At 55.3% G+C, this 26,872-nt stretch carries 20 protein-coding genes; 10 read left to right on the top strand and 10 right to left on the bottom strand.

From position 1 onward, the window contains the following. The first annotated feature begins 359 nt into the window (after nucleotides 1–359). Nucleotides 360–1,970 (top strand): glycine--tRNA ligase, encoded by a 1,611-nt coding sequence (locus FYC48_RS17380; protein ID WP_149497993.1) that lies wholly within the window; start codon nucleotides 360–362, stop codon nucleotides 1,968–1,970. Nucleotides 1,971–2,204: 234 nt separating this feature from the next. Here the strand turns inward: FYC48_RS17380 and FYC48_RS17375 are convergent, their stop codons facing one another. The 3 genes from FYC48_RS17375 to arsS form a co-directional block, all read right to left on the bottom strand. Continuing rightward, on the bottom strand, nucleotides 2,205–2,573 hold the full coding sequence (locus FYC48_RS17375; RefSeq protein WP_149497992.1) for a DUF2200 domain-containing protein: 369 nt from the start codon (nucleotides 2,571–2,573) through the stop codon (nucleotides 2,205–2,207). 157 nt (nucleotides 2,574–2,730) lie between these two features. Beyond that, nucleotides 2,731–3,900, bottom strand: a complete 1,170-nt coding sequence (locus FYC48_RS17370; protein WP_149497991.1) for a methyltransferase domain-containing protein — start codon at nucleotides 3,898–3,900, stop codon at nucleotides 2,731–2,733. A gap of 46 nt (nucleotides 3,901–3,946) precedes the next feature. Beyond that, nucleotides 3,947–4,993: an arsenosugar biosynthesis radical SAM (seleno)protein ArsS gene (gene arsS, locus FYC48_RS17365; RefSeq protein WP_149497990.1), complete on the bottom strand. Its 1,047-nt coding sequence runs from the start codon at nucleotides 4,991–4,993 to the stop codon at nucleotides 3,947–3,949. Between the two features lie 388 nt (nucleotides 4,994–5,381). Here arsS and FYC48_RS17360 point away from each other — a divergent pair, with 388 nt between their 5' ends. The 3 genes from FYC48_RS17360 to FYC48_RS17350 are packed head-to-tail and all read left to right on the top strand — an operon-like array spanning nucleotide 5,382 to nucleotide 8,811. Then, on the top strand, nucleotides 5,382–6,860 hold the full coding sequence (locus FYC48_RS17360; RefSeq protein WP_149497989.1) for a glycosyltransferase family 39 protein: 1,479 nt from the start codon (nucleotides 5,382–5,384) through the stop codon (nucleotides 6,858–6,860). 51 nt (nucleotides 6,861–6,911) lie between these two features. Then, nucleotides 6,912–8,066, top strand: a complete 1,155-nt coding sequence (locus FYC48_RS17355; protein ID WP_200836633.1) for a glycosyltransferase family 2 protein — start codon at nucleotides 6,912–6,914, stop codon at nucleotides 8,064–8,066. 40 nt (nucleotides 8,067–8,106) lie between these two features. Continuing rightward, nucleotides 8,107–8,811 (top strand): class I SAM-dependent methyltransferase, encoded by a 705-nt coding sequence (locus FYC48_RS17350; protein WP_149497987.1) that lies wholly within the window; start codon nucleotides 8,107–8,109, stop codon nucleotides 8,809–8,811. A 24-nt stretch (nucleotides 8,812–8,835) separates the two neighbouring features. Here FYC48_RS17350 and FYC48_RS17345 read toward each other — a convergent pair whose 3' ends face one another. The 7 genes from FYC48_RS17345 to FYC48_RS17315 form a co-directional block, all read right to left on the bottom strand. Further along, nucleotides 8,836–9,687 (bottom strand): ABC transporter permease, encoded by an 852-nt coding sequence (locus tag FYC48_RS17345; RefSeq protein ID WP_149497986.1) that lies wholly within the window; start codon nucleotides 9,685–9,687, stop codon nucleotides 8,836–8,838. A gap of 4 nt (nucleotides 9,688–9,691) precedes the next feature. Beyond that, complete coding sequence (locus tag FYC48_RS17340) at nucleotides 9,692–10,501, bottom strand: ABC transporter permease (protein ID WP_149497985.1); 810 nt, start codon at nucleotides 10,499–10,501, stop codon at nucleotides 9,692–9,694. A gap of 464 nt (nucleotides 10,502–10,965) precedes the next feature. After that, nucleotides 10,966–12,489 (bottom strand): sodium/glutamate symporter, encoded by a 1,524-nt coding sequence (locus tag FYC48_RS17335; protein WP_149497984.1) that lies wholly within the window; start codon nucleotides 12,487–12,489, stop codon nucleotides 10,966–10,968. Beyond that, entirely contained in the window at nucleotides 12,486–13,025 is a 540-nt protein-coding gene (locus FYC48_RS17330) for a FliO/MopB family protein (protein WP_149497983.1), read from the bottom strand. The genes FYC48_RS17335 and FYC48_RS17330 overlap by 4 nt, the downstream gene beginning before the upstream one ends. 63 nt (nucleotides 13,026–13,088) lie before the next feature. Continuing rightward, nucleotides 13,089–13,832, bottom strand: a complete 744-nt coding sequence (locus FYC48_RS17325; RefSeq protein ID WP_149497982.1) for a hypothetical protein — start codon at nucleotides 13,830–13,832, stop codon at nucleotides 13,089–13,091. Nucleotides 13,833–14,040: 208 nt separating this feature from the next. Then, entirely contained in the window at nucleotides 14,041–15,249 is a 1,209-nt protein-coding gene (locus tag FYC48_RS17320) for an NAD(P)/FAD-dependent oxidoreductase (RefSeq protein WP_230627888.1), read from the bottom strand. Beyond that, nucleotides 15,246–15,995 carry a TIGR04282 family arsenosugar biosynthesis glycosyltransferase gene (locus FYC48_RS17315; RefSeq protein WP_149497981.1) on the bottom strand — a complete coding sequence of 250 codons (750 nt, stop codon included), beginning with the start codon at nucleotides 15,993–15,995 and terminating at the stop codon, nucleotides 15,246–15,248. The genes FYC48_RS17320 and FYC48_RS17315 overlap by 4 nt, the downstream gene beginning before the upstream one ends. Nucleotides 15,996–16,421: 426 nt before the next feature. Here FYC48_RS17315 and FYC48_RS17310 point away from each other — a divergent pair, with 426 nt between their 5' ends. The 6 genes from FYC48_RS17310 (at nucleotide 16,422) to FYC48_RS17285 (ending at nucleotide 26,859) form a co-directional block, all read left to right on the top strand. Further along, on the top strand, nucleotides 16,422–17,960 hold the full coding sequence (locus FYC48_RS17310) for a serine/threonine protein kinase (RefSeq protein ID WP_149497980.1): 1,539 nt from the start codon (nucleotides 16,422–16,424) through the stop codon (nucleotides 17,958–17,960). A gap of 572 nt (nucleotides 17,961–18,532) precedes the next feature. Beyond that, nucleotides 18,533–19,771: a lysophospholipid acyltransferase family protein gene (locus tag FYC48_RS17305; RefSeq protein WP_149497979.1), complete on the top strand. Its 1,239-nt coding sequence runs from the start codon at nucleotides 18,533–18,535 to the stop codon at nucleotides 19,769–19,771. Between the two features lie 98 nt (nucleotides 19,772–19,869). Continuing rightward, the gene (locus tag FYC48_RS17300; RefSeq protein WP_149497978.1) at nucleotides 19,870–22,011 is read left to right on the top strand and encodes a hypothetical protein; all 2,142 of its coding nucleotides are present in this window, start codon (nucleotides 19,870–19,872) and stop codon (nucleotides 22,009–22,011) included. A 35-nt stretch (nucleotides 22,012–22,046) separates the two neighbouring features. Continuing rightward, nucleotides 22,047–23,333 carry a hypothetical protein gene (locus tag FYC48_RS17295; protein ID WP_149497977.1) on the top strand — a complete coding sequence of 429 codons (1,287 nt, stop codon included), beginning with the start codon at nucleotides 22,047–22,049 and terminating at the stop codon, nucleotides 23,331–23,333. 108 nt (nucleotides 23,334–23,441) lie between these two features. Next, nucleotides 23,442–25,388 (top strand): ABC transporter ATP-binding protein, encoded by a 1,947-nt coding sequence (locus FYC48_RS17290; RefSeq protein WP_149497976.1) that lies wholly within the window; start codon nucleotides 23,442–23,444, stop codon nucleotides 25,386–25,388. Nucleotides 25,389–25,569: 181 nt separating this feature from the next. Then, the gene (locus FYC48_RS17285) at nucleotides 25,570–26,859 is read left to right on the top strand and encodes an outer membrane protein assembly factor BamB family protein (RefSeq protein ID WP_235034301.1); all 1,290 of its coding nucleotides are present in this window, start codon (nucleotides 25,570–25,572) and stop codon (nucleotides 26,857–26,859) included. Nucleotides 26,860–26,872 lie beyond the last annotated feature (13 nt).

Raw genomic sequence — 26,872 nt, 5'->3', positions numbered from 1 at the left:
ATGTTGACGAAATAGTAGTGTGCTTTTCCGGTGTTTTCAGGATGAGCGGCTTGCAGCGCAGTGAGCACCACCGACTGCCAGCACGCAGCGGCGTCAACGTTGCTCTGTGTCCAACGTTGACGCCGACCATCAATCGATGCGGAGTCCGAGCGGAAACCGGCTTGGAAAAAGCAGTTTGAAGTCGCGCAGTCTCGCTTGCGGACGGGCCGGACACCCCAGCGACCGGGAGCGGTGATTTGCCTCAATCACCATCTGCGGTGACTCAGGTGCCCTCCCGCAATCAGGACCTAATCCGTACATTTTCGGGTTGCTTTCAGTTTCCCCATTCCCAAAAACCTTAGTTTCGACCCATGAAATCGATGGACAAAATCGTTTCGCTGTGCAAACGGCGAGGTTTCCTGTTTCAATCCAGTGAAATCTACGGCGGTGTTCAAGGCTTCTGGGACTACGGCCCACTGGGCGTCGAACTGAAACGGAATTTGAAAGACGCTTGGTGGCAGGACATGATCAGTTCACACAATGAACTGTTGGTGCCGGCCAACGCACCGACCGAATTTGAAATGGTCGGGTTGGATTGCACGATCATCATGCATCCCCAGGTTTGGAAGTGCAGCGGGCACTACGACCTGTTTCACGATCACATGGTCGACTGCAAGGAATCGAAGAAACGCTACCGATTTGACCAAATCCGTGGTCGCTGGTGTTCGCGTGGCGAGCAACGGATCTTTGTGACCACGATGGCTGAGGCGGAACAAGAGGAAGATGAAGTTCGTCGCCGTGGGATGAAATACTTCAAGCTCCGCGCGAAAAACGCAGACGAACTGACGATCGAGAAAGAATCGCTTACCTTCGATCAAATACAGGAGCGCGAGTTGGTTCTCGCCCCGGATGCGAAGTCGCTCGACACGCTAACCGAGCCGCGCGAATTTAACCTGATGTTCAAAACCACCCTCGGTGCGCTAGGCGGGGAAGCGGACGTAACATTTCTCCGTCCCGAGACGGCGCAAGGGATCTTTGTCAACTTTAAGAACGTCGTCGACACGTCGCGCGTGAAAATTCCTTTTGGTATCGGCCAGGTCGGCAAAAGCTTCCGTAATGAAATCACACCGCGAAACTTCACCTTCCGCTCGCGGGAATTCGAACAGATGGAAATCGAATTCTTCTGCCATCCTGATCAGTCGAAGCAGTGGTACCAATACTGGCGCGATCGCCGTTTAAAGTGGTACACCGAACTGGGATTGTCCGACGAAGCATTGATTATGCGTGAGCACCACGTCGAGGAACTCGCCCACTACAGCGTCGGAACGGCAGACATCGAATACGCGTTTCCGTTCTTGCCCGAAGGCGAATATGGTGAACTGGAAGGGATCGCTCACCGTGGCGACTTTGACCTTCGTAGTCACATGGAAGGAAAGCTGGATCCGAACTCGCCCGAAGGCGAACCCATGCAAGTCGAACTGAATGAGCATGGCAAGCCGAAATACAAAGGTAGCGGCAAGGACCTGTCGTATCGTGATCCGATCACCAACGAGCGGTTTATTCCACACGTCATCGAGCCTTCTGCGGGGGCCGATCGAGCGGCGTTGGCGTTCTTGTGCGAAGCGTACACCGAAGACAAAGTTCCCGACGACAAGGGAGAGCTTCAGGAGCGAACGGTGATGAAATTGCATCCCCGATTAGCGCCGGTCAAAGCCGCGATCTTCCCGCTGGTGAAAAAGGACGGCATGCCGGAGATTGCCAAGGACATTTATTCGGAACTGAAGAAACACATGAACGTGTTCTACGATGACAAAGGTGCCGTCGGAAAACGTTATCGGCGACAAGACGAAGCGGGGACGCCGTACTGCATTACGGTCGACACAGACACGCTGAATGACAAAACGGTGACGATCCGTGATCGGGATTCGTTGGAACAAGTTCGGATCAAGATCGACGACTTGGTCAGCGAACTCGGTGATCGCCTGAGCTAGTGCTCCGTCGAGATTGGATGATCGGTTTAGATTCTTCAATCGACGGGGATAACGCTCTATCACGCAGAAACCGTGGCTAACGCCCACCGGCTAGTCACAGGTTTAGAACCGTGGCTGACGCCAACCGGCTAATTCTAGTTTTAGATGCCGACGGATGAATCGATACGTTTTGCTCGTCGAGGGCGAACGAGGTCAACTTGCGAACACGATCGCAACGTCACCGGATTCGGTGACTCACTCGCTTCGCAGGATCTTTTCCATCTTTTTGCCTTTGGCCAGTTCATCGACGAGCTTGTCGAGGTAACGTACTTTTTGAATTAGCGGGTCTTCGAGTTCTTCGACCCGGTAACCACAAATCACCCCGGTGATCAGGTGCGCGTTGGGATGAAGCGTCGCCTTTTGAAAGAACGCATCAAAGGTTATTTCATCCTTGATCAATGACTTCAGTGCTTTCTCGTCGTAGCCGGTGAGCCAGCCGATGACTTCGTGCAGTTCTTTCTTTGTTCTGCCTTTTTTTTCAACTTTGGTAACGTAGTGAGGATAGACCGACGCGAAGGTCATTTTTGCGATCCGTTCGGCGGTTCCGGGAGGCGGCGTTTTCATGGCGGCGTGGTGAAGATGGATGGTTGACGGCGTGAGTTGATTTAGGGTAGCGGAACTCGCCGAGAGTTTCGGTGTTCTGGGCTACCCCGAAATCCGCACGCGGCTTCCGCGACGAACGGGCAACGACTACCGGACTCGGTCGTCCGCCGGAGAGTGATCAGCAGCAGCCGCCCTCTCCACAGCAATTGTCCCCTGAGGCAGACGCATTCGTTTCATTCGTGACGCGGCCCGCCTTGGTGATTTTCGGCGAACGGACTTCTTGACCATTGGTGCAGTCGAACGGTGCCGCGTTTTCGGGATCGATGGGGATGGCCGGTTCGATTGCGATGAAGTCGTTGCCATAGGGCTCCGACCGCATCTTCAAAAAGGTCTTTCGGCACACCGCCGTTCGCACACCTCTGGTGAAGCGGTGCCCATCGTCGTCATGAACGCTGGCGTAGGGGCCTTGGTAGACAACCGCTTCGTGATGTTCGAAACATTCGGTTTGTGGAAATTTATAGGCGATCACGGTTGCCGAACGGAACTCAATGCCTTCAACAGTTTGCCAGGGTTCGGGTTGAAACGCGGCCAATTGGGGCCCTTGGAAACCGGCTTCGGTAAACGCATCAATGAAGGCTTTCTCTTGCAACGCGCCGCTAATGCAACCGCTCCAGAGTGTCGCGTCTTGTTGCATCGATTTCGGCACGGGTTCATCGCTGACGATATCGCTGATCACCGCTCGTCCGCCGGGTTTAAGCACACGAAAGAGCTCTCGGAAAAGCGATTGTTTTTCGCTGCCATCGACAAGATTGAGCACGCAATTGCTGACGATGACGTCGATCGAATCTGCGGGGATCAGTGGGGCGTTCAGACGCATGTCCTGTAGGAATGCTTCGAACCGTTGGAGATCGCTTTCGTTGTTAATCGGCGTCTGCCGAAGATAGCGGTCGACGGCGTCACGGTCGATCGTCATGTCTTGGATCTTCCCTTTGCGAAAGCTCAGGTTGTCGTAGCCCATTTTTTCGGCGACAAGCGGTTGGCTGCGTCGCGCCAAATCCAGCATGTCGTCGTTCATGTCGACGCCGATGATCGAGCCGGTAGGGCCGACTTTTTGGGCCGCGATGAAGCAGATTTTACCGCCGCCGCTGCCCAGATCGAGCACCGTTTCTCCTTCGCGTACGTACTTTGACGGGTCACCACAGCCGTAGTCGCGATCGATGACTTCTTGAGGGATGATTTCCAAGTATCTTCGATCGTAATCGATCGGGCAGCAGAGCTCCGGTTCCCGCTCGGCGGCGGCACCAGAGTATCGGTCTCGGACGGCGGCTTCGGTGTTCAATGAAGTCATGGCGATTACACGAAACTCAAATGGATGTGAAAAGATCGGCGTAGCGTTATGTCAATGCACCCCCGCAACCGCTGCCCGCACCCGCAGTACAGCCATAGCAGTGGTCGGCGGTATTAATCCGCTGGGCGGTCAGATCTTCGAACGCATCAATTGTCCAGACCGTTGGAGCAGAGGAAGAATCGCGGCCGGTCGAATGCGGATCAGAAGGCGGGGCGACTTGGGCGGGGAGGTCGATCATTTGATTGAAGTCGCAATCGTAAACCTTGCCGTCCCAGGAAACCGAAAGTAACGACCGACACATCACCGAATCGGCGGCAGCAGGATTGAACTTTGCTTCCAGTGTTTGCAGGTAGTCTTCGAGCTTATTCTTTTTGGCCAGGAACATCGCAAAGCGTTTGATCGGGATGTTGGTGATCGTTAGCAGTTCGTTGAAGACAATTGAGTAGCGTGCGGCCAGTTCACGTTTGTAGTCACGCTGAAGTTGTGATTGGTCTGGTGGGAGTCCTGTGCCGGTCGGGTTGTAGACAAGGTCCAGCTTTAAATTTGGATCGCTTCCGTAACCGAGTTCATTCAGCTGACGCAACGCGTCGATACTCGCCGAAAAAACACCGCTGCCGCGTTGTGCATTGACGTTGTCTTCGAGATAACAAGGTAGCGATGCCACCACGCTGACTTGATGCTCGACTAGGAACGCGGGAATCCACTCATAGCCCGGCTGAGACAGAATGGTCAAATTACAGCGGTCGATGACACGGATCCCTCGCGACCGAAACTCTTGGACCAGCCGTTTGAAATGTGGATTCATTTCGGGAGCACCACCGGTGATGTCGACCAACTCAAGCGACGTGCTTCGGCGGCTCAATTCGATGATCCGCTCGACGGTCTCGGCATCCATGTTCTCACGCTTTTTGGTCGGTCCCGCCTCGACGTGACAGTGCACGCAAGTTTGATTACAGAGTTTTCCGACATTGATTTGCAACTGCCGCAGGGTTTCGCGGACGAGTGGCTTGCCCGATTTTTGAACACGTTGAGAAAAAGGGCGAACCAAACCGGTCGGCCGGCCAGCATCGATCACTGGCAAGAGAGACTTCATCAAACCGTCATTCCGTTGTTGATCATGGGATGGGGGTGTCGGCACGGCGCCCAATCGCGATTCCCAGATTGCATCAGCGCCAACCGCTACACTGTATCGCAACGGCGAGCAATCGGGCTAAACATGAGTGGATTAATCTTGGTCGGACAACTGACCGCAATCGGATAGGGAAACCGTTCGGCGGGTAGCCATGCGTGAGTTTCGAAAGGGCAATTTGACCGAACTGATTTCTCGTGAACCATTTCCCAGTTCTGGCGTAGCACAGCGATTGGGGCGGAAAACTTTGGTCATTGACGTGGCGGCGTGATTGTCATTCGGATCTTGCGAACACGCGAACGCTGGATTCTTGCCGTTTTGATAGTACCGCGCGCACTCACGTTCGACCCGGATGAGTGGCGAACACAAATATGTTTTGATGGGCTGGCGTTTGAAACCGAAACTTGCGTTAGCGATTCTCTTCATTCTGCTGCTGACCAAGGTAGTCGCATTCGTTTTGCGTGGACCGAGCCCGCTGATCTGGGATGCAAATTACTATTGGATTCTTGGCGGATCGGTCGCTCAGGGCGATTGGTTATTAACCGGTCATGAAGTCGCATTCCGCACGCCCGGGTATCCATGGCTGGTCGGTTCGTTACAACGACTCACGTCATCGCCCCTGTGGAGTTTGGTTTGCGTTCAAGCAGGGATATGGCTGGCGACGGTGATGCTTGCGGCTAGCTTGGCACGGCAGTTTGTCGATGACATGCGTGCCGCCGCGGTGGTGCTCGCGATCGCTGCCGTGATGGTTTCATCGCTGACTTATGTTAACGCAGTTTTAACGGAGACGCTGTTCACGTTTGCCGTGCTAGTCCATCTATGGTTTGTGGCCAGGTTCGTCCGCCAGCCGAATGTCATGCTTGGGGCATTGGTAGGGGCAACATTAGCGGCGGCCATGTTGATCCGCCCCGTCGCGATGCTGTTGTGGGTTGCAGATGTTGGGTTTCTGTTAGTGTCCCGGTGGGCTCCTTTGACGCCAGAAAAACATCAACATTGCTGGCGTCGTACGTTGATCAGTGTGGCAGTCGCCGGTGTGGTCACGCTGGGCTGTGTGACGCCTTGGTTGGCTCGTAATCACGCGATGTTCGGGAAATGGATGATGACGGAATTCGTCGGTCGTAACATCTGGATCGTGACTTTTCAGGACGGCAGCGGAGCAGGCCTGCCGATGCCAACGTCTGACAGTGCGACAAAGTTGAAGTCGGTGATCGGGCAGGCCGGCTGGGAAAAGCTCCGCCAAGCGGACCGCTGGCGAGAAACATGGATGGTGTCCAAGACGCTGACTCGATCGGGGTTGGACGACGCGCAAACCGACCAGTTAATGAAAGCGGTCGCGTTCGACGCCATTGCTCAAAATCCGACATCGTACGCAAAGAAAACGATTCGGCGCTGGCTGAATTTTTGGCGCACCCGGGCGACCGAACTGCCCGAGCCGCTTTCGGTATTGGAACACTCCGGTGGTGGGTTTGATGGCCAGACGAATCGGCAGGAGATCGTCAAGCAATACTTTGCCGGTGAGCGGATTTGGGGAAGGCAAGTCGCGATAATCGATACAGCCCTTCGCCACCGGGCCAGCAATTCGTTGATGGCGACGACCTTGGTGATGGTTCTTTCGGGACTAGCAACGATGCTGGTCGTGCTGCACCGACCGACGCGGCCGGCGGGTGTTTGGTTCGCACTCATCCTGGCATACTTCTCGGCAGTCACCGCGGTTTTGGAAATCCCCGGCTACCGCTACCGGATGATTGTCGAACCGATGATGCTGATCGTGATCGCAATGGCCGTGGTGCTGCTGATCCGGAAATGGGACTCCCGTAGACTCGCACGATGATTCTTGTCTGTAGATGGTTTTATGAATTCAACGCCCGAGTTATCTGTCGTAATGCCGTGCCTAAATGAGGCGGATACGGTTGGGATCTGTGTCGAAAAAGCGGTCCGGGCGATGCGGGATGCCGGTATCAATGGCGAAGTGGTCGTCGCCGACAACGGCAGCACCGACGGTTCCCAGGAGTTGGCACGTGAGCAAGGCGCGAGAATCGTCGATGTCGCCGAGCGTGGTTACGGGGCGGCGCTGATGCACGGGATCGAAGCGAGCGATGGGAAATACGTCCTGATGGGGGACGCTGATGATAGCTATGACTTTCTAGAGCTTCCGAAATTCGTCGATCGTTTGCGCGAAGGTCACGATCTAGTCCAAGGTTGTCGCTTGCCGCGTGGCGGAGGAAAAGTCCTGCCTGGCGCGATGCCGTTTCTGCACCGCTGGTTCGGGAACCCAGTGCTTAGCGCCCTCGTGCGATTGATGTTTCGAATCCCAATTAACGACGTTTACTGTGGGATGCGTGGGTTTACGCGGAAGCATTATGATCAGCTTGACTTACGTTCGCCGGGAATGGAGTTCGCGACCGAAATGATCATCAAAAGCGGGCTTCATCGAAATAGCCATGGAACATCGATGAGCCAAGTGCCGATTACGCTGCATCCCGACGGCAGGCAACAACATGGGCCGCATTTGCGCACGTTTCGTGACGGGTGGCGAACGTTGCGTTTGTTTCTCGTGTTCAGTCCGAAGTGGACGTTCTTCCGTCCCGGCATGGTCTTGTTGGCGATCGGTGTCATTGGCTACGCGATGGCGCTTCCTCAAGTGCACTTGTTCGGTGCGGCACTCGACGTGCACACCTTACTGGTTGCCAGTTTATTCATACTGATGGGGTGGCAGTGCATCTTGTTAGCGACGCTGGCAAGGATTTTTACCGGGCGCGAAGGGATGATGCCGCCGCACGAAAAGCTTGAACATGTCACCGTCGAACGTGGATTGTTGTTCGGGATCGTTAGTAGCGTCGCCGGTGCGGCAATGGTGGCAACGATCGTTTACCAGTGGTGGCAATCGGGGTTTGGTGCCCTTGATTATCCCGAGACGATGCGGTGGGTCGTTCCCGGAGTCACATTGCTGGCGATCGGTTTTCAAACAGCGATGGCGTCATTGATGGCAGGCGTCTTGATGATGCAACGCTCCCGGCGAATCCGGCCGATCGAGTGACCCGTTCTTTCAGACCTAATTTCGCAACGAAGTGACTCGTATGCATGACACCAGCGTGACTCGTCCAAATATTATCGAGCATGTTCCGGCCGGGCAGATGTGTTGCGACCCGATCTGGGAAGCAGCTTATGCGCGATTCGAAACTCCGGAAGAAGAGGTCGCGAAGTTTGTCCGCCGACTCAAACAATTCGGTTTCGAAGGTCTCGACCGAAATTCAAAGATCGTTGAAATTTTTTGCGGACGCGGGAACGGATTGGTAGCGCTTGAGCGATTGGGGTTTGTGAATGTCGAAGGGGTGGATCTAAGTGATACCTTGCTTCAGCAGTACAACGGAACGGCACAGCTTCACTTAGCCAACTGTTTGGATCTGCCTTTTGAAGACAACAGCTATGATGTCGTTATCGTTCAGGGTGGATTGCATCATTTGCCTCAGATGCCCGGCGATTTGGATCAAGCCGCCGGTGAAGTTAAGCGAGTGTTGCGTCCCGAGGGGGCATTCTTTGTCATCGAACCATGGCGGACGCCGTTTCTAACGTTTGCCCATTTCGTCACCGAACTTCGCGTGATGCGATCGCTGTATCCAAAGGGCGATGCCTTGGCGGTGATGACCGAACAGGAACGCGTGACGTATGAACAATGGTTGGCGAAGCCAAGCAAAATCCGGGAAGTTTTCCGGCGGCACTTCCAAGAAGTGCAGTGGAAAACACGATGGGGAAAGCTGGCCGGGGTTTTCCGAGTTGGCTGATCGGAGCAGGCCTGAGGGGTATCGTTAGCTGCTCGCACTGCGGTAGCTAAGCAGGCTGCGACGGAACATCCAGCGACTTGCTGTGACGCTTAGGACGGTCGCGACCGCTGCCCAGATGACAAACCAGTGACCACCTTGCTGGTCCGAAACCGGTTGCGCTAAAATCCTTGCCGGGACGTTAACGACTAACAAAATCGGAATCACAAAGGTAAAGAATCCATACAACGGTCGGCCCCATGATCGATTGTAAATCTCCATCGGGTAGCGACTGAAGTTGGTGATATAAAACCAAAAGTTGTACAACGATTGATTTCGTCCCAGCCAAACACTCGTCGCACTAAGTGCAACCATCAAGCTGTACATCATCATCACGCCGCAGACGACAAAGATGACATACAGCACCACCGACAACGGCGAAGGGATCATCGGGTCGACGTCGCGTGTTCCCAGATTCCACAGGGAGACAACCGCGATCAGGCCGCCGGCGAAAAAGTTCGAAAGTTGGCTCCAATCGATCCGCCGAAACGAAATCAAAAACTGTGTGTCGATCGGTTTGAGGAGTGCGAAGTCTAAGCCGCCTGTTCGAATCATTTCACTGAATTCTTGGGCGTTGGGCATGAAGAACGCCTGTACCAGCGAATTGATAAACCATGTCGTTGCGATAAACAGAAAGAAGCGGTCGCGATCCCAGCCGGTTCCTTCGCCGATTGACCCGGTGTGTTCAAAGATGATCAAGTAGAAACCGACGTTCATCGCCGTCCAACCTAGGCTGCTAACGCACTGCAGCAGAAAGTTGGTGCGAAACGTCATGTCACGCACCAGACTGTTGCGCGCGAATGTCAAAAACACTCGAAGGTAACGCCCGAGTTCATTCATCGTTTTAACCTCCGAATCCACTGTAGCGTTTGACTCCGCGTGCGTAGGCGACGCGACAGAGAACGATAAAGAACACCAGCCATGCCGCTTCGATTCCGATTTCGATCCACAGTTCATCCTCAGGGATCTTGCCCAAGAACACCGCGGCGGGGAAGTATGCCAAGTATTTGAAGGGCAGGAATTGCACAACGGCTTCGATGCCAGATGGCAGCATCGTTAGCGGAAACATGTGCCCCGATAAAAAGAAACTGAACAGCATGACGACAAATAGAAGTGACGTGACTTCTAAGAACCAAAAACCGATCATCCCGATCGCCGCTTCGAGAAAAAAGCCGATTAGGAAACCCATGATCAAGGAAGCACAAAATGCGATCATCACTGGGAAACTCGGCCAGCCATCGACGAAGTAGTCGCGGGCCAGGTAGAAAACCAACGCAAACGGTGCCGCGGCAATCACGTAATAGGCAATTTTATGGGCGACGCGTGTCAGAAGAAGAAATGCGATAAAGTCGATCGGCTGGATGAGATAGCGTTTGATCTCACCATCGCGAATTTGCAGCGCGATACCAGATGCCAGTCCTGGCATACTGGAGAACGCCCGGGCGATCATGGTTAGCAGGTAATAAGCCACCATGTCACGGAACTGAAATCCACCGATCGTCGTCGCCTTTTCTCCCTCGGCGGCACCGATCGCATCGAAGACGGCATACCACAAGAAAATCTGCGTGATGATTGGCAGGAACCGCATTAGCGTGCCAAGGGCAAAATCACCGCGGTAGACCAGACGCTCGCCGAGCGAGGTTCGCAAGATCATTCCCCAGACCGAAAACCGCTGCCAGAAATTTGGCGGTGGCAACGTCGAATTCTCAGCAGTAACGGTGGCTGCGGCGGGCAAGGGGGCACTCGTGATGTCGAGGAAATTCTAATGGTCGTACAATTTAGCTTCGTCCCGCTTCTCTTAGGGAGAACGGAGCGTCGCGAGGAATTCGACTTGCAGGGCTAGTGCTTTGACCTTCTTTAATCTTCGGATTCGGTTCATCAGCCGAAGAGCGTTAGCACCGGTTATTGCATCGAAACCGTGTCGAACGTCATTTGGCTAATCGTAATTTCGAATGTCGACGAAACACTAACTACTACCGAGATTGATGTTGTACGTTGAATCGGTCGCAGCGAAAACCTGGTCGCGGACGCAACACACCGGCCGCCGGGCACTGGCACAGATTTGCGCGGAAGAACCGCACGCTATCGCGTTTACGGCTGATCAAATCGACGAGCTGCCTAGCGAATACCCACCTCGCGTTGATCGAGACGTCGATTCCATCGCGCCCCGACGATGATCAGCCCGCCGACAATCGCGCCGGTAACCAAGGTGGGCCACCAGATCGACACCCGTTCTAAGACCAGCAGGGGCAACGCGATGGTGATGATTCCGCCACCGATAAAGGGGGCCGAAATCGGGACCGCCAACGCGTAGTCATTCGCCGCAGTGGTTTTCAAATCAGGATCGACCACCCGTAGCAGGACAAACCCCGTCGCCGTCGTTCCGGTTGACATACCGTAGTTGATCAGCCCTAGCGGAAACCAGCACTCTGGAGGCAATACCCAGCGTGAGACCACGATCAAACAGATGGCCGTCCAAATTGCACCAAAAAGAAAGAGGACCGCGAATGCCGATGCGTATGAGACGATTGTCTCGATCCGAAGAGAGGTGATCGCAGCGACCACCAAAACCTCCATTGCGGTGGCCGCCAATCGTTGCAGCGTTAGGTTGTCCAGCCAAGACGCGAGTCCGACTTTGGTTAACGTGCGACGCAGTCCCAGCGCCGCCAGCATTGTGTAGATAAATAGCGGGAATCCCAGCAACGTCGACAGGCTCATCCGCTGGCTCAGCTCGGCGTCCGCACCCTCGGCCTCGGCGTATGCCCCCCAGCCGAAACGCAAGTCAAGTCCATCGGCGATCGACCGAACTGTGAGTTGCGCCAACATTCCTAGTCCGACGGCCAATCCAACCCACATGGCTTGTAGTAACAGCGGATCGATCGATTCCGGCGCAATGACTTGGTAGCCGATCGGTTTCTGTTTGGTTGCCGGGACATCGGACTTTGGTGGTTCATCACCAGCATCGCCCGAGCCTTCATCGTGCACGCCGTTGGTTACAGAAGCAAACCAGCCGCGTCGCGAGCCAAGGTTGATCCACAAAATTCCACTGATCACGCCATAAACTAAACCGCAAGTGGCCATCAACATGCCGAGGTCCAGTCCGGCGTCAAGGCCGACGGCGTCACTGGAAAAGACAACCCCCATCGCACCGGCGGTTCCATGTCCGCCGGCGAATCCCGCTTCGATCAGCATGCCGAACGAGTTGGGCACATCCATCATCGGTTGAATCACCAGAGCGGTGGCCAGCAGCCCGACAAACGATTCTCCGAGCACGATGATCCAGACCATTAAACCTTGGCGGGCGACACGAGATGAAGTCGATCGATCCATCGGGCCTCCCGATGATTCTGCCGATTGCAACATCATCGCCGCAAAGACGACGGCGATCAGAGGACCCGGCCATCCGCTTAAATCGTTGGCGAGATGTTGAGCCCAGTCGCGGAAGGAGTTGCCTCCGCTGTGTGGGAGATCGCTGTTTGGAAAATTGAAATTGCTGTGCAGCAGCAACTGCACTACCGCCAAGCCAATAAAGCCGGCAACCACTGATCCGGGAATGAACAACCAGCGAAGCGGTTTGATAAAGTGACGCGCAACGACCCCCATCAATAACAGCACCGCGACCATTGTGAGCGAGACGCTCATCCTGCCGTTGCACCGGAGCGTCGAATTGGACCAGGGCGTTCCATCGCTGGGCGGACCGATGGGGTGCGTTGGCCGACGATTTCCGGCCGTCCCATGCAACGCGCCGTGATCCGCTCGACTTCATCCGGATCGTCGATCTCCGAAAGTGTCACCGGGTCACCCGTTTGAGCTTGGCCGATCACAAGGACTTTGTTGCCGACGCGCAGGAATCTGACCTGGGTGCGTGCATCTAAGCTCGCGCCGCCTAGGACACGAAAGACGTCTTCCGGCATCGTGCCGCCGACCTTCGCCCCTCCGCCATACTTTCGCGAGACCCAGACCAATCCGCCGAAAATCGCTAAGACAATTGCGAGGGCACTCGCGGTGGTGACTAGCGGCCTGAAATTGCCATCGGCGTTCGGATCGCCGGGAGCATCCGGCGCCCCACCCGCTTGTTCGGGGTAAACGAATTCGGGAAATTCAGCAAACGCGGCCGGTCCGACGAACAGTCCGAGCAGCAGCAAGCCACAAATCGACAGGAAAAGGGATCTCGACATAGCCCATTGTTTCGCCGAAAGACGCTCAAAAATCAAGGTCAACGCGTCGGTAAGCGAACCAGCCTATCCGCGGGTAGGACGATATAAATCCAAATCCGCTCGTCCGCCAAGTGAGGCGTAGACGGCGACAATCTCTTTCAGTCCGGTCCAAAACTCCAGTTCGGCATCGCGCCCTTCGCCACCGGCGGTCTGCTCTCCGAGAGAGTTGCCGATCACAAAAAAATAGTCTTGGGGAAGATCAAAGGCTAATTCGATCGCATTCTCGGTGCGGCCCGTCGCTACGATCACCGCTTCGGTGTCGCTGAAGTCGAGTTCACTGGCTGTGTCTTGGCCGGCTGTGTCTTGGCTGGATATGTTACAGAGCACGCGAAAATCCGGAGGCAACGCCTCGCCGGTTTCCTCGTCGCTGACCTCGACTTGTTCGATGCGTGAAACGGTGGTTTGTTCGTGCACGCGCCCACGCAGCAAATCGGTTTGGGCCAGCGGGAGCCATACTTGTTCGATCCAGTCACCGATCGTGACGGGACCGCTCGCAGGTGCGCCACCGGACGATTGGGCCATCAACGCGTTCTTGGCGAGTGGCGACGCGCAGCGATCGGGGCTCATTGGAATCGGATCGGACTCCCGTCCCCGCAGCGAGCGGACAAGTTGATCCGCTTCCAAAAGCGTGACTTGATATCCGAGGAAGCGTCCGTAAAGCGCCGCTTCGATCCCCAGTGGGCCACCGCCAATGATCGTGATCGACCCTGGTGGTTCGAGGGTAGGAAGGTCGTTCAATTCTGGTTCGTTCTCGTGTTCGTTTTGCATGGCGGGGATTGTAGGCATCCGCGCCGGTCGCGAAAGACGTCTGCGAAGAAGCCGAAGACCGCGAGCTGGAAACCAAACACAGAATGGGCGAACGTCCGGCCAGTGCCGCAAAACTTAGCAATCATTGGGCCACACGCAAACGTCTTCGGCTGGCGGGGTGATCGCCGTGTGAGGTTCTTCAATTGATCCGATACCCACGGTCAACCACTCAGCATGCCGTTGTCTGTTGTTGTTGTTTGCCGACCGAAAACGGCTGGATCGAAAGCGGTGGTGTCGCACCTTCGATGGTATCGGCGATGCAGACGGCGGTTGCCGGGGCCAAATGAATCCCGCTCCGGTAGTGTCCCGATGCGACATAGATTGCGTCGCTGTCGGGTAGTTTGCCGATCATGGGAAAGCCATCAAAAGTCATCGGTCGTAGTCCGGACCAAGCGGTGATTTGGGTGGCGCGTGCGAGCTCGGGACAGACGTTGCGAATAAACTCGCGAAGGTCAGCCAGGATCGACGGAGTTGTCCCGTGTTGATGACCGACTTCTTCTTCGCAAGATCCGACCAGCACCGATCCATTTTGCCTTGGCACCAAGTAGCGGTTTCCGAAGTTGATCACACCGGAGAGTTGGCGGTGTCCCATGTCCAAAAGTAGAATCTGCCCCCGAATTGGGATCAGGCTGTGCGAAAGCTTTAGACGCGCGGCGACTGATCCGGTCCACGATCCACCACAGACAACGGTGGCATCGGCAATCAGCTTCGATCTTTTGCCTGTGTGATCGATCGTGACGTGAGTGCTCGCGCCGGTTTCATCAACATCGATGACGTTGGCGCCGCCGATCAGTTCGGCGCCGTTTGCCTGGCAAGCCGCGGTCAGCGCGGCCAGCAGCGACGGCGTTCGGATTTGGTACTCGTCGGGCACCCACCAGGCTTTCGCTTTCGCCGATGATGCCCAGGGGCTCAATAACGGTTCTTTCGTCGCAAGTTCGGCTAGCGATTTTGCTTCGCATTCGATCGCCAGTTCCTGCCAGTAGTTTACCATGCCCATCATGGCGGCAATTTCGCCCGGCGTGTCCGCAAGGTACCAGCCGCCGCAGCGTTCCAATTGGCAATCGATCCCGGTGGTTTGACGCAATTGATCTGCCCACCTTGGGAAGAGTCGATGGCTGTACCCACGCAATTGGTCGATCGGATCGGTTGCGGAGTCAAAATTGGCCGGCGGAAGGATTCCCGAAGCAGCCCAAGACGACGCCGAACGTCGTGTCGCGACCGCGCTTCCGCTGTACGTAGAACTTGACGTCGAACTCGCACGCGAGTCGAACACGTGGTCGCGATCGACCACGGTGACCTGGGCACCACGCTGGCACAACTCGTATGCGATCGACAGACCGATGGCGCCTGCCCCCACGACGATCACCTTTTCTTTCACCCGCGTTTCTCCGCCGATAGGATGGATTCGATTTGTTCGTTCAGTCTTTTTAATCGCTGGTGTGCTTGCGGCGAACCCGCCCCGGCATCGATCGCACCGCGGAGGTCGTCGAGATCGGCTTCGGTATCGACGTCACTGAGTGTGTCCAGCATCGCCACGGTCAGTCCGGCACGGTTGGCGCGATCAAGCGTCGCTTCGAGCACGGATTCGCTGCTCCATGGGATGTCCTCGAACAAACTTTTAAATCGACCGTTCCAAGTCTGTAGACCAATGAGATAGTACCCGCCGTCTCTGGCCGGGCCGAGGACGACGTCATGGGCTTTTGGGGCATTGGTTCCGAGCAGTCCGATCGCTTCGCCGATCAGGTCGGAATCGATCAGCGGGCAGTCGGCACCGATCAGGATTCGGCACGTCTCGGATCGTGTCGATGAGGACGAGCTTTCGAACCAGTGTTTCATGCGATCTCCAAGGTCACCTGGGCTTTGGACTTCGATGTCCCAGTTTGCTTCTCCGGGTGGGCTGACGATAGCGGAATCGAGCCAGTCGCGGAGCAAGGCGGCATCCTCGGGGGGCCAGACCACGATTTGACGTCGGTCGCAGCAGTCGGCTAATGATTCGATCAGATGATGGCAGAAAAGCCGATGCAGCTGCGCCGCCGTTGTGAATCCGATCGAGGCACCGAGTCTGGTTTTCACCCGTCCGGGACGCCAGTACTTGGCCATCAAGCCGAGAGTTCGAATTGCCAAAGGAAGGCGTCTCCGTCGGTGGGTGGGAGGGACAGTGTTAGCAAAAACAATCGCGGCAACCGTTGGATTAACCGGGGGGAGCGAACCTTTATCCGGCGGGCCGGCAATCGATGCAATCACTACTGGGGCGAAAGATCACGGTGAATTCTCGGGAACTTCGTTGTACCGCGAGGTTGCAATCTGGTTACGATGAGAATTGAAACGCGAGTGAAGTTCCGTCGTTTTTTCAAAAAAACTGTTCGTGTTCCTGCCCAACCCTCTCATCCGTCTGGGGTTGTCGCTTAGACTTCGCATCACAAATCATGTCCGACTCGGAAAAAAATCCACGTCAGAACCTTCACACTCGTGGTGACCGACGCATTCGCAATTGAGTTGTCGGAGGACGCGACCGCGCATCGCTCCTTGGATTTCGTACCCTGACCGCCTATGTCCACCTTGTCTCCTGAAAAGTTCTTGGAACTGGTCGAGAAAAGTCGCTTGGTCGATCCGGCCAAACAGCAGCGGCTGGTGGAGAAGATTCGCGAACAACTTGATGGGAAGTTGCCGGGGGACGCAAAAACGTTGGCTCGCGTTTTTGAAAAGAAGGGGTTATTGACCGATTGGCACCTCGAGAAATTGCTTGCCGGAAAATACAAAGGTTTCTTTCTGGGCAAATACAAGCTGCTCGGTCATATCGGCACCGGAGGGATGAGCAGCGTTTATCTGGCCGAGCACACGGGACTGCACGATCGCCGTGCGATCAAGGTACTGCCGAAAAAACGCGTTGCCGATTCGTCCTACTTGGCGCGGTTTCAATTGGAAGCCAAGGCGATCGCGTCGCTGAACCATCCTAACATTGTGCTCGCGCACGACATCGACAACGAGGGTGACGTCCATTACATCGTGATGGAATACGTCGACGGACTGGACCTGCAGGCGTTGGTCAAACGTGACGGTCCACTTGATCCGTCAACCGCCGCCGACGTGATCGCCCAAGCCGCACGTGGACTGTCGCATGCCCATTCCAAAGGCATCATTCACCGCGACGTCAAACCGGCCAACCTGTTGCTCGATTCGAACAACGTCGTTCGATTGCTGGACATGGGGCTGGCATTGATGGGAGCCGAAGATGACGAATCACTGACCGTTGCGAACAACGAAAATGTCTTGGGGACGGCCGATTATTTGGCCCCCGAACAGGCGCTCAACAGTCACTCGGTCGATCATCGCGCCGACATTTATGGGCTCGGCTGCACGATGTATTTCGTACTGACCGGCCAACCACCCTTCAATCAAGGGACGTTGGCGCAGCGGATCGCAATGCATCAAAAGGAGATGCCCAAGGCGATTCGCCAATTGCGCGCGGATGTTCCCGGTGAACTCGAAGGCATCTGTGTCAAGATGATCCAAAAGGATCCAAAGTTTCGTTATCAAACAGCGGATGACGTCGCCGAGGTGCTCGAAAAATATGTCGCCAAGGTGCCCCGAGGCCAAAAGGTCACGATCGGACTTGGTGACAAACCCCAGTTTATCGACGACGGGTCTTCGTCGATTTCACTCGATGACGCGGATCTGCGTCCCAACACCGGGGGCGACACGGTTTCGAATAAGAACAATGATACCTTGGCGAGCAGCCGTAGTCGTTTGATCCAAGGCGAAGGGCTAAGTGCGAGTGACAGCGGTAAAATGGTCAACGTTGCCCGCCGTGATTTCGATTTCAACGAAGGCAGTTTTCTGGATCTACAGGTCGAATCGGGGTATGCCGGCGGGCGAACTCCACACGGATCTCACCCCGGTAGCCGATCTGGTGTCGGTGGGCGGTCGGGGGTTCGCGTCGGCGAGGAGTCCGGAGTTCGCGGGCCAAAGAGTCGCAAGCCACAGCGACAGCCCGGCATGGACAAGTGGTTGATCGGGTCACTGCTGCTGGCGTTTTTCATTGTCGCCGTCGGACTCGGTTTCATTCTTGCCAAAGCGACATCGCAGTAGCGCCTCGAGCCCGTTTCGGGGGCGTTCGAATTGGACGTCGTGTCTGGTGTCATCGACCGCCGCGGTAAATCGCGGTCGGAATATTCCTGATCGATTGAGCTCATCAGCTTCACCAAGATTCGGGCAGCACGACGGCATGCCATGCGTTTGTGCGATCCCCCAGACGCCCGAAATTGGAAACGTCATCACTTCACCGCTGACTTATCAGTGCAATAGGCAGTGATCGGCAGGCTCTTTAAACTCTTGTGGGGAACGCTTTCCGTTTTCGATCGTCGTTGCGGTTGATTTCCTATTCGAGGTCGCCGGGTTCGGACGTTCAAAAGCGAGAACCAATCCGATAAATCGTAAACCGAGCGAGTCTGTCCTGCCAAATGTGTTCGCAGCCGGCCTATTTTTTCGGGCCCATGCGCAAACGGCGGCAGCGGACGGGCCGTGTGGCTCGCGTCGTCGGCTTACAGGTAGGTGGCGCGCCGTGTAGGACTGGTTCAGAGTTTGCCAACCTGCCGAGAGTGTGTCATCGGTAGATCCATCCACTATTGTCTTCAACGTTCCTTACGCCCGACTTGGTTAGTATGACTGTCGTTTTCGATCGGCCTTATGAATTTGTCCCACCGATTCGGTCGACCGTTTGGCCTTGGGTGATCCAACGTCTCCGCTTGTACGATTTTTACTTGCGGCGCAAGGAGGGTGTCGTCGACTACGAATTGCGTGGCATCGAACATCTAAAGGACGCGGTCAATGCCGAGCACTCGATCTTGCTCGCGCCAAATCACTGTCGTTACGCCGATCCGTTGGTGATGGGGTGGCCGGGACGGCATCTGGGAATCCATGTTCACGCGATGGCTTCGTGGCACTTGTTCAACGAAGGAAAACTCGATGCATTTGCGATTCGACGAATGGGCGGGTTCAGTGTGTTCCGCGAAGGGAATGACCGCAAAGCACTCGAGGCGGCGATCGAGATCTTGGTTGACGGACGCCGTCCGCTGATCGTTTTTCCCGAAGGCACGACCAATCGGACCAACGACGAATTAAAGCCGTTGCTCGACGGTGTCGCCTTCATGGCTCGGACCGCCGCGAAGCGACGACAAAAGCTAAAGCAAGATCCGGCGACCGAAGCCACCGCCGGAAGCGGGCAAGTGGTGATCCAGCCGGTTGCGATTAAGTACCTGTGCGTCGAAGAAATTGATCGCTGGGCCAAGGAACAACTTGATCGATTCGAAATGCAAATTGGTTGGAACCGAATGCCGGATCGGGACCTGCGGACGCGGACGATCCAACTCGCCGAAGCGATGTTGGCGCTCAAGGAAACGCAGTACTACGGGCATTCATGTGGTGGCCCGCTGCCGGAACGCCGCGACAAACTGATCGATCATATCTTGACGGTCACCGAGGCAGAGATGGAGATCGAACGCCCCTCAGAGATAGTCCGCGAACGGGTTCGCAACCTTCGCGCGACCGCTTCCAGTCGTTTCTTTAGCGATGCCTACGATGGTCAAGCCAAGCTCGACTTGCGGCGGTACGTCGAATCGGCCGACTTGGCCCAGGATCTGTCGTCATATCCGGACAGCTACTTGATGGAAGATCAAGCTACCGACACCCGGATTGTCGAAACGATTCAGCGACTACAGGAAACGATCAACGGCAAAGCGGACCATTCGATTCCCTTGAAAGCCGTGATCCAATTTGAAAAGCCAATCACAGTCGAAACCGGACGGCCACCCAAAGGTCAACGCGATCCCATGATGCAGTCCCTAGAGGATTCACTGAAATCGATGTTGTCTGACTTATCACAGGAAGCTCGACGGGTTTGATCCAGCAAGAGCTGAGGACGCAAACGGTGATCGCAGGGAATGCTTCCAACGATCGGCTTGGCAGGCAAAGAGGCGGCTCGTTGGCGGCCGATGCGATCATGTTACTGTTTCGCGATGTCGCACCGTTGATCGTGCTGAGTTCGCTACTATTGCTGATGACTTTGCTAATGGGGCCTGGCAACGTTGCTGACGTTCGAGTCCAGCTCATCTGGTTTGTCTTTTTGCTCAATGGTTGGTTCTGGTCGCCGGTCTGGCAACGGTCGACCTCGTCTGTTTTAACGCGTTTTTCAGCAGCCATGATCACATCGCTGGCGTTGTATTCAACGTTGATCGCGGTCTTGGTCGTTGCGGAGCAGCGAATGACAACGGCGCTTGCTTTGTGGGGCATTTTGACTGTGGCGGGGATTTGGCATCGGCTTCGGCAGCTGAGTTCAAGTCAATCAGCTGCGTGGCGGATTACATGGCCGCAGAGCATCATCTTCATGGCGTTGATCGTGGTGTCGGTCTGTCTTTACCAGACGCCGCGGTCAAACGACATACGACAGTTCATCTTGCAGCAACAAGACATGACATTTGTCGGTGACTTGCAGGTTTCGAGTATTGGCATGGATGCGATGGATGTCGAACAACCGATGCCACGGTGGCGAGCACATCACTATCACTTGTTGTCATGCGTGGTCAGTCGAGCAAGTGGAGTAGCTGTTGATCAAGTCTTGTATCGCTACCTCACCATTCCGATGGCGTTTGCGGTCTTGGTTTGTTTGATCCGCTTTACCGAAGTGTTGGCGTTACGGAAAGTCGGCCACGGATTTTGTCTGCTGGCAATTTTCGGACCTGTCTTAATTTGGTTTAGAAATTTTAATGCGTTCAATTACTCGTTTCGCCTGACGAACAATTTTTTGCTTGACAAAGACTTTGCATTGTTCTGGCTGGTGCCCGCAGTCACAGCGCTGTCGCTCTGGTGGATTCGCGGTCGCGATCGGGTATTGATCCCGTTGGTGATGCTGCTCCCTGCAGTCGTCAAGTTCCATCCGATGACGGTCATCTATTTATTACTGGTCTTTCCTGCAGTCGTCGCATGCACTTGGCGATCACGGCGAGCCAGTCGCGGGCGCATGATTTTGGTGATGGCCACGATGTCAGGGCTGTTTATAGTTGTCCTGTTGTTGGGCGACGCTCAGGGCAACCATCAAGAAATTCGAAAAATCATTTTGATGGACTATTGGCAGTCACTTCAGGGAAGACCGTTGCACTATTGGGTTGGTTTTTACAACACGATCCCATCGACCGGACTGCCTTCGGATACGTTGATTTACCGTGATCGGTGGCTGGTGCTACGACCAAGCGTCATCGTTGGCTGCGGTGCATTGCTAGCGATGCATTTGGCGCTCTTGGTACTGGTAGTGAAACAAATTGTCCATAAACGCAAGGATTCGGCGGCCCGTTTGTCTCCTGTGATGGTTGGCGGTGGAGTCGTGATGCTCATCCTATGGGGGATTTGGTGTGCGACGCCCCTTGTTTTGTCGCGAACGCCCTATCTCAGTGGCGGGTATGAGCGACTTCACTGGTTTGCGTATCCGTTTGCCATCGTCACCGTGGCTGTTGGGATCGAAAGCATCGTGCCACGATCGATTCGGCGCATCGCCCAAATGCTCATCGTCGTGTTCGTACTCCTATCGACTCTTGCGGTTCGATTTGATTTTCCAATGCCGTTTGAATCGCTTCGCGGCTGGAACAGCGTGTATGAACAGCGTCGTGCCGAAGTACATTCTCGCCAAGTCAAATGGCAATCTATCTCACCGGAGCGAACGTTGGTTGATCTGCGTCCTTCGTGGCTAAATTCGGTCGACCGGGTTTTGCTATTAGATCTAGCCGCAACGCAAGATTACTGGCTGACCAAGCAGGGAACGTATTGGCCAGACTGTTACGTCGAAGCTTTTGCATGGGATCGAAGGGGAGACGCATTTATAGAAGATCGTGAAAACTTCTACCATTTGCTCGATCGTCAGCCGTTCAGCGACCCCACGGAGGTTAGCGACTTGCGTCGCTGGCTTCATTCAAAACGGGTTACACTGGTGGTCGATCGGCGGCCAGGTGCCGCAGACTATTTAGAGCAGATTGATCCAGCCATGACACGTGTTGACGGCACGACGTTTCGCCTCTCAGAGATCCAAGAGACACCCCTGGAGAAGAAAGCGGCTTCGGCTGAATCAATCGACGTCTCGGCCGCAACGCCGTGAAAAACCTCCGGCACCGTGATTCAGGTTCAAACGCGATGGAGACCAATCCTTATCAACCGCCGTCGACTGGTGTTGATGATGCGTTGGGGGGTGACCAAGCGGACGAAGTCACACCACCTCGATACCGCGGCACCATCACAACGATTGTCGGATCGATTGACCAATACGAGGCAATTGAGGTGTCTCGAAAGTGCCGTCCCGCGACGGCCCCCGGTCAAGATGCTGCCCCACCGAATAGTAAATTCAATGGCTGGGGTGTTGGCATAAGTTCTATCGTCGCGGCGCTGTTGTTTTTTATGATGGATATGCCTTCGTCGCTGCTTTCCTCGCTGGCGTTCTTTAGTCCTTCGATGATCGTGAGTGTCGTGGTTATCACGACCATCTTTGTCCTGCTTTTGTTCACATTGACGTCGCTTCATTCAAGACGTTTTTCACTTGCCGATCCGCCATTGGGTGGTCTGACAACCATTCACCTCAATCGTCTCGGTTACTCTGTCGAAAAAAAAACGTTCGACGGCCGATTGGTCGAAGTGTTTTGTTCGTGGCGACAAACCCAGGTTTTTGTTAGCGAGAAAGCTTGGTTGTTGAATATGAACTATTCCAGCCCCGTATTAATTCTTCGTGATTGGATCGACGATGCAAACGAGCGGACTGTATTCGACGCTCTGATAAACGAGGTCGCTCGATGGCAGGCCGCGCAGCCGATCGCGCATGATATCGAGGTCGTCACGCCAGAGGCTTCGGAGTCGTTTCCAGATTATGCGAACGGCGCGGTAACGCTGGTCGTTTCGACACAAGCCGAACAGAAGACGCGAAGGAAACTTCGACGTAAATTGCAGGCTCGGTTGCCCGAATTTCGTGTCCGTCCGGTCAACTCACCATTGATGGGGTTCGCCATCGGACTTTGGCGACTGTTCCTAGTCGCGTTGGCGGTGTCGACCGTTTGGACCGTGGCCGACCATTGGTGGATCCACTTTGGACAGGGCTATCGTCGACTGGTGACGTTCTTGGCGCCGCAGGTGATGCTACTTGCGATCAGTCTTTGGTTGACGATGAAGGTGGCTCGGCCGGTTGAAGTTGCCGCGGCGATATCATCAAAGGACCTTTGGTTCGATCACCGTAGTTTGCTGATAAGAATCCCATTGGCGACGCTCAAGCATCGCTGGAAAATCGAGAAGGCATTGGTATTGGCGACCGAAAACGGGGCCACGACACTGGTCCTTCCGCGAGAGTCGTTTGCGTCTGGGGCCGATTTTGATCGGGCGGCGGAGTGGATCGAGTCGGACGAGAGGCAAGGGACCGACGCAGGAGAGAAGGACTGACGCGACGAATTCTTCGCCGAACGGTGGGCGAGTGATGATTCGCTCCAAACATGCTTGCCAGCACAGTCCATGCTTGCCAATTCGGTCTTTGGCTCCTAACACTACAGCATGCCTATTCAACCAAGTCGCAACCGATTTCGCCTCTATCGAGAGATGGTCCGCAAACGCAATGCGGAAAAAAAGCCACGCAGTGAGCGTGGGGGTGGATTTCATGGCTCTTCGCGTCCTACCAAGAAGCTTGGGGATCGTGAGCGAGGGTTTCGGGAATTGGTCGGTCAGTTCTGGCGATTGGTGCGTCCCCACAGGCGGCAAATTGTCACTGCACTCGCGTTGCTGACAATCGCGGTTGGCTTGCGGCTGATCCCTCCGCTCGGGACCAAGTTAGCCATTGACTGTGTCTTGACCGATCCGCCGAAGCCGCTCCCCGGTTATTTGTCTGCGGTTGACTTGCCGAGCGATAAGATGTCGCGGTTGGTTTGGATCTCCATTGCAGTCGTCATCACAACCGCGGTTGCCACGGCGGTGCATTTGGTGAGTCGTTGGACGGCGACTAAATCGGTCAATCAAGCCCAGATCACGATTCGTCGAAATGTCTTCGAGCATGCGATTCGGCTGCCGTTGGACAAAGTTTATGATTTGAAGAGTGGCGGTGTTGCCAGCCTGATCCGCGAAGATGCTGGCGGAGTCGCCGAGTTGATCTTCTCGATGTTGTACAACCCGTGGCGGGCGGTGATCCAATTTGTTGGTAGCTTAGTGATCTTGATCTTCGTCGATTGGAAATTGATGGTCGGCGGGATGCTGCTGCTGCCGATCGTTTGGGTTACCCACCGGACTTATATCAACCGAATTCGTCCGCTCTACCGCGACATTCGCAAACAACGCCAACAGATCGACTCGGGGGCGACCGAAACCTTTGGTGGGATTCGTGTCGTCAGGACGTTTTCGCGGTCTCGTAGTGAATCCAACAAGTTCGTTCATGAAGGCGGCTTTCTCGTTCGCCAGCAGTTATTCACTTGGTGGTGGACTCGAATCATCGAAACGATTTGGGAGGTCTTGATTCCGATCGCATCGACGGGGCTGTTGCTTTACGGCGGTTACCAGATCATTCATGGCCAACTGACGCTCGGCGACATGATGATGTTTCTTGTCTATCTGACGATGCTGCTTGACCCGCTGGCGACGATCGCGGCGAGCGCGGTTGGATTTCAAAATAACCTCGCCGGTTTGGATCGCATTTTGGATGTGCTTGAGTCGGACAATGAACTGCCGACCAATCCGAACGCCGTGCATGTCAGCCGGGCGACGACCGATGGATATCTGGAACTTCGCGACGTTTCCTTTCATTATCCCGAGACATCAAGCGAAGTGTTGCAGAGTGTTTCGCTCGAAGTAAACGCCGGAGAAACCGTGGCACTCGTCGGCCGCAGCGGAGCCGGGAAAACGACGCTGACTAATCTGATCGCCCGTTTTTATGATCCGATCGCAGGCAGTGTTCTGTTGGACGGGCGTGACCTGCGCGAAATCAACTTGGAATCCTACCGCAGTTTGCTTGGGATGGTCGAACAGGACGTATTTCTGTTCGACGGAACGATCGCCGACAACATCATGTACGCCCGCCGCGAGTGCAGCCGCGAAGAATTGATCGCGGCGGCGACGGCGGCGGCGGCGCATGACTTTATCGAAAAGCTGCCCGAGGGGTATGACAGTGTGATCGGCGAACGCGGGGTAAAGCTTTCCGGTGGCCAGCGTCAGCGTTTGGCGATCGCCCGCGCGATCTTGGCCGATCCAAAAATACTGATCTTGGATGAAGCAACCAGCAATTTGGACAGCGAAAGCGAACGGCTGATTCAGCAATCGCTTGAGCGGCTGTTGCAAGATCGCACCGCGTTTGTGATCGCGCACCGGCTGAGTACGATCCGAAACGCCGACAAAATCGTGGTCCTGGAAGAGGGCAGGGTGGTTGAAGTCGGCACGCATCAAGAGCTGCTCTCTCGGCAGGGGCGCTACGAGCAAATGGTGCACTTGCAAATGTCCGAAACCCACCCGGCCGGATAGCGGTATTCCCGCCAAAGGCGACCTAAATTGCTCGTTGGACAAAGATTGCGCGTCGGCACGGCGTGTCTGGATTAGCTATGATGCGTCTTGGGCGACCCAGCTGTGTCGGCCAAGCATTCGTGTCGACCAGCCCAATAAGTCTTTCCTCCCCGCCTCCCCCCTACGCCGCTAACCAGTGACGATGATGAAATCAATCCGATTCTTTTGCTTGGTCGCAATGCTTTGCGTCAGCACAATCGCAGAAGCTCAGGATGCCAATTGGCCCCAGTGGCGTGGCGTCAATCGTGATGGCCACGCGGCAAAACAAAACCTACTGCAGTCGTGGCCGACCGATGGCCCCAGTTTGGCATGGTCGGCCAAAGGTCTCGGCACTGGCTATTCGGCTTGCGCGGTGGTCGGAGATCTCGTTTACACGATGGGATCAAAGGACGGCCAAGCGGTGGTTGATTGTTTGTCACTCACCGACGGAACCACGCGTTGGTCGCAAGCGATCGGGCCTGCCGGTCAAGACGATGATTACAACACCGGTTGGGGGGCCGGCCAACGCTCGACACCAACGGTCGATGGCAACCAAGTGTTCGCGTGGACTGACAAAGGCGTGGTGGCCGCACTGAATCGAAACAACGGTGACGTGCAGTGGAGCGTTGACCTGGTGGCAAAGTATGGCGGCAAGGTTCCGACGTGGGGCTACAGCGCTTCACCATTAGTTGACGGTAACCGTGTGATCGTGTGTCCCGGCGGAGATAACTTTTTGATTGGACTTAACCGTCGCAACGGCAATCAAGTTTGGGGAAGCAAAGGCGTCAGTGCATCCGCCGAGTACGTTTCGCCGATCAAAGCGACCGTCGGGAACAAAACCTTCTATGTAACGGCCAGCAAACCTGGTTTGTATGGGTTCGACGTAAAGACGGGCGAAAAACTCTTCGAAGATTCTGCAACGGGCAATAACATCGCGGTGATTCCGACACCGATTGTCTCTGGCGATTTGCTCTATCACACAAGTGCCTATGGTGCCGGAAACGTCTTGCTTCGTTTGGTGCCTTCGGCCGACGGTTTAACATCGGTTTCGGTCTACGCATTGAATTCAAAATCGATGGAAAACCATCACGGTGGCGTCGTGCTTGTCGACGGTGTGATCTACGGGTTCACCAAACAAAGCGGCGGTTGTTGGATGGCTCAAGATCTTGCGTCGGGCGAATCGTTGTGGACCGAGCGGGCACGTCCCAACCGCAGTGGATCGATCTGCTATGCCGACGGGCGTTTGTACTGTTATGGCGACAAGGATGGTAGTGTTGAGCTAGTCGAACCCTCGCGCGACGGATTCAAATCGCACGGCAAGTTGGTCATTCCCCAAGAAACTTCGGTGCCACGGAAGCAAGGTGCGATCTGGGCGCACCCAGTCGTTGCGGGCGGCAAGTTGATCATTCGCGATCAAGATTTGTTGTACGCGTTCGACGTCAGCGCCAAGTAAATGGCTCGCTAAC

Origin of the sequence: Roseiconus lacunae (assembly GCF_008312935.1) — a bacterium.
Lineage (GTDB): Bacteria > Planctomycetota > Planctomycetia > Pirellulales > Pirellulaceae > Stieleria > Stieleria lacunae.
Note: the sequence above shows the minus strand (reverse complement) of the source record. Positions and strands in the feature narration are given on the sequence as shown.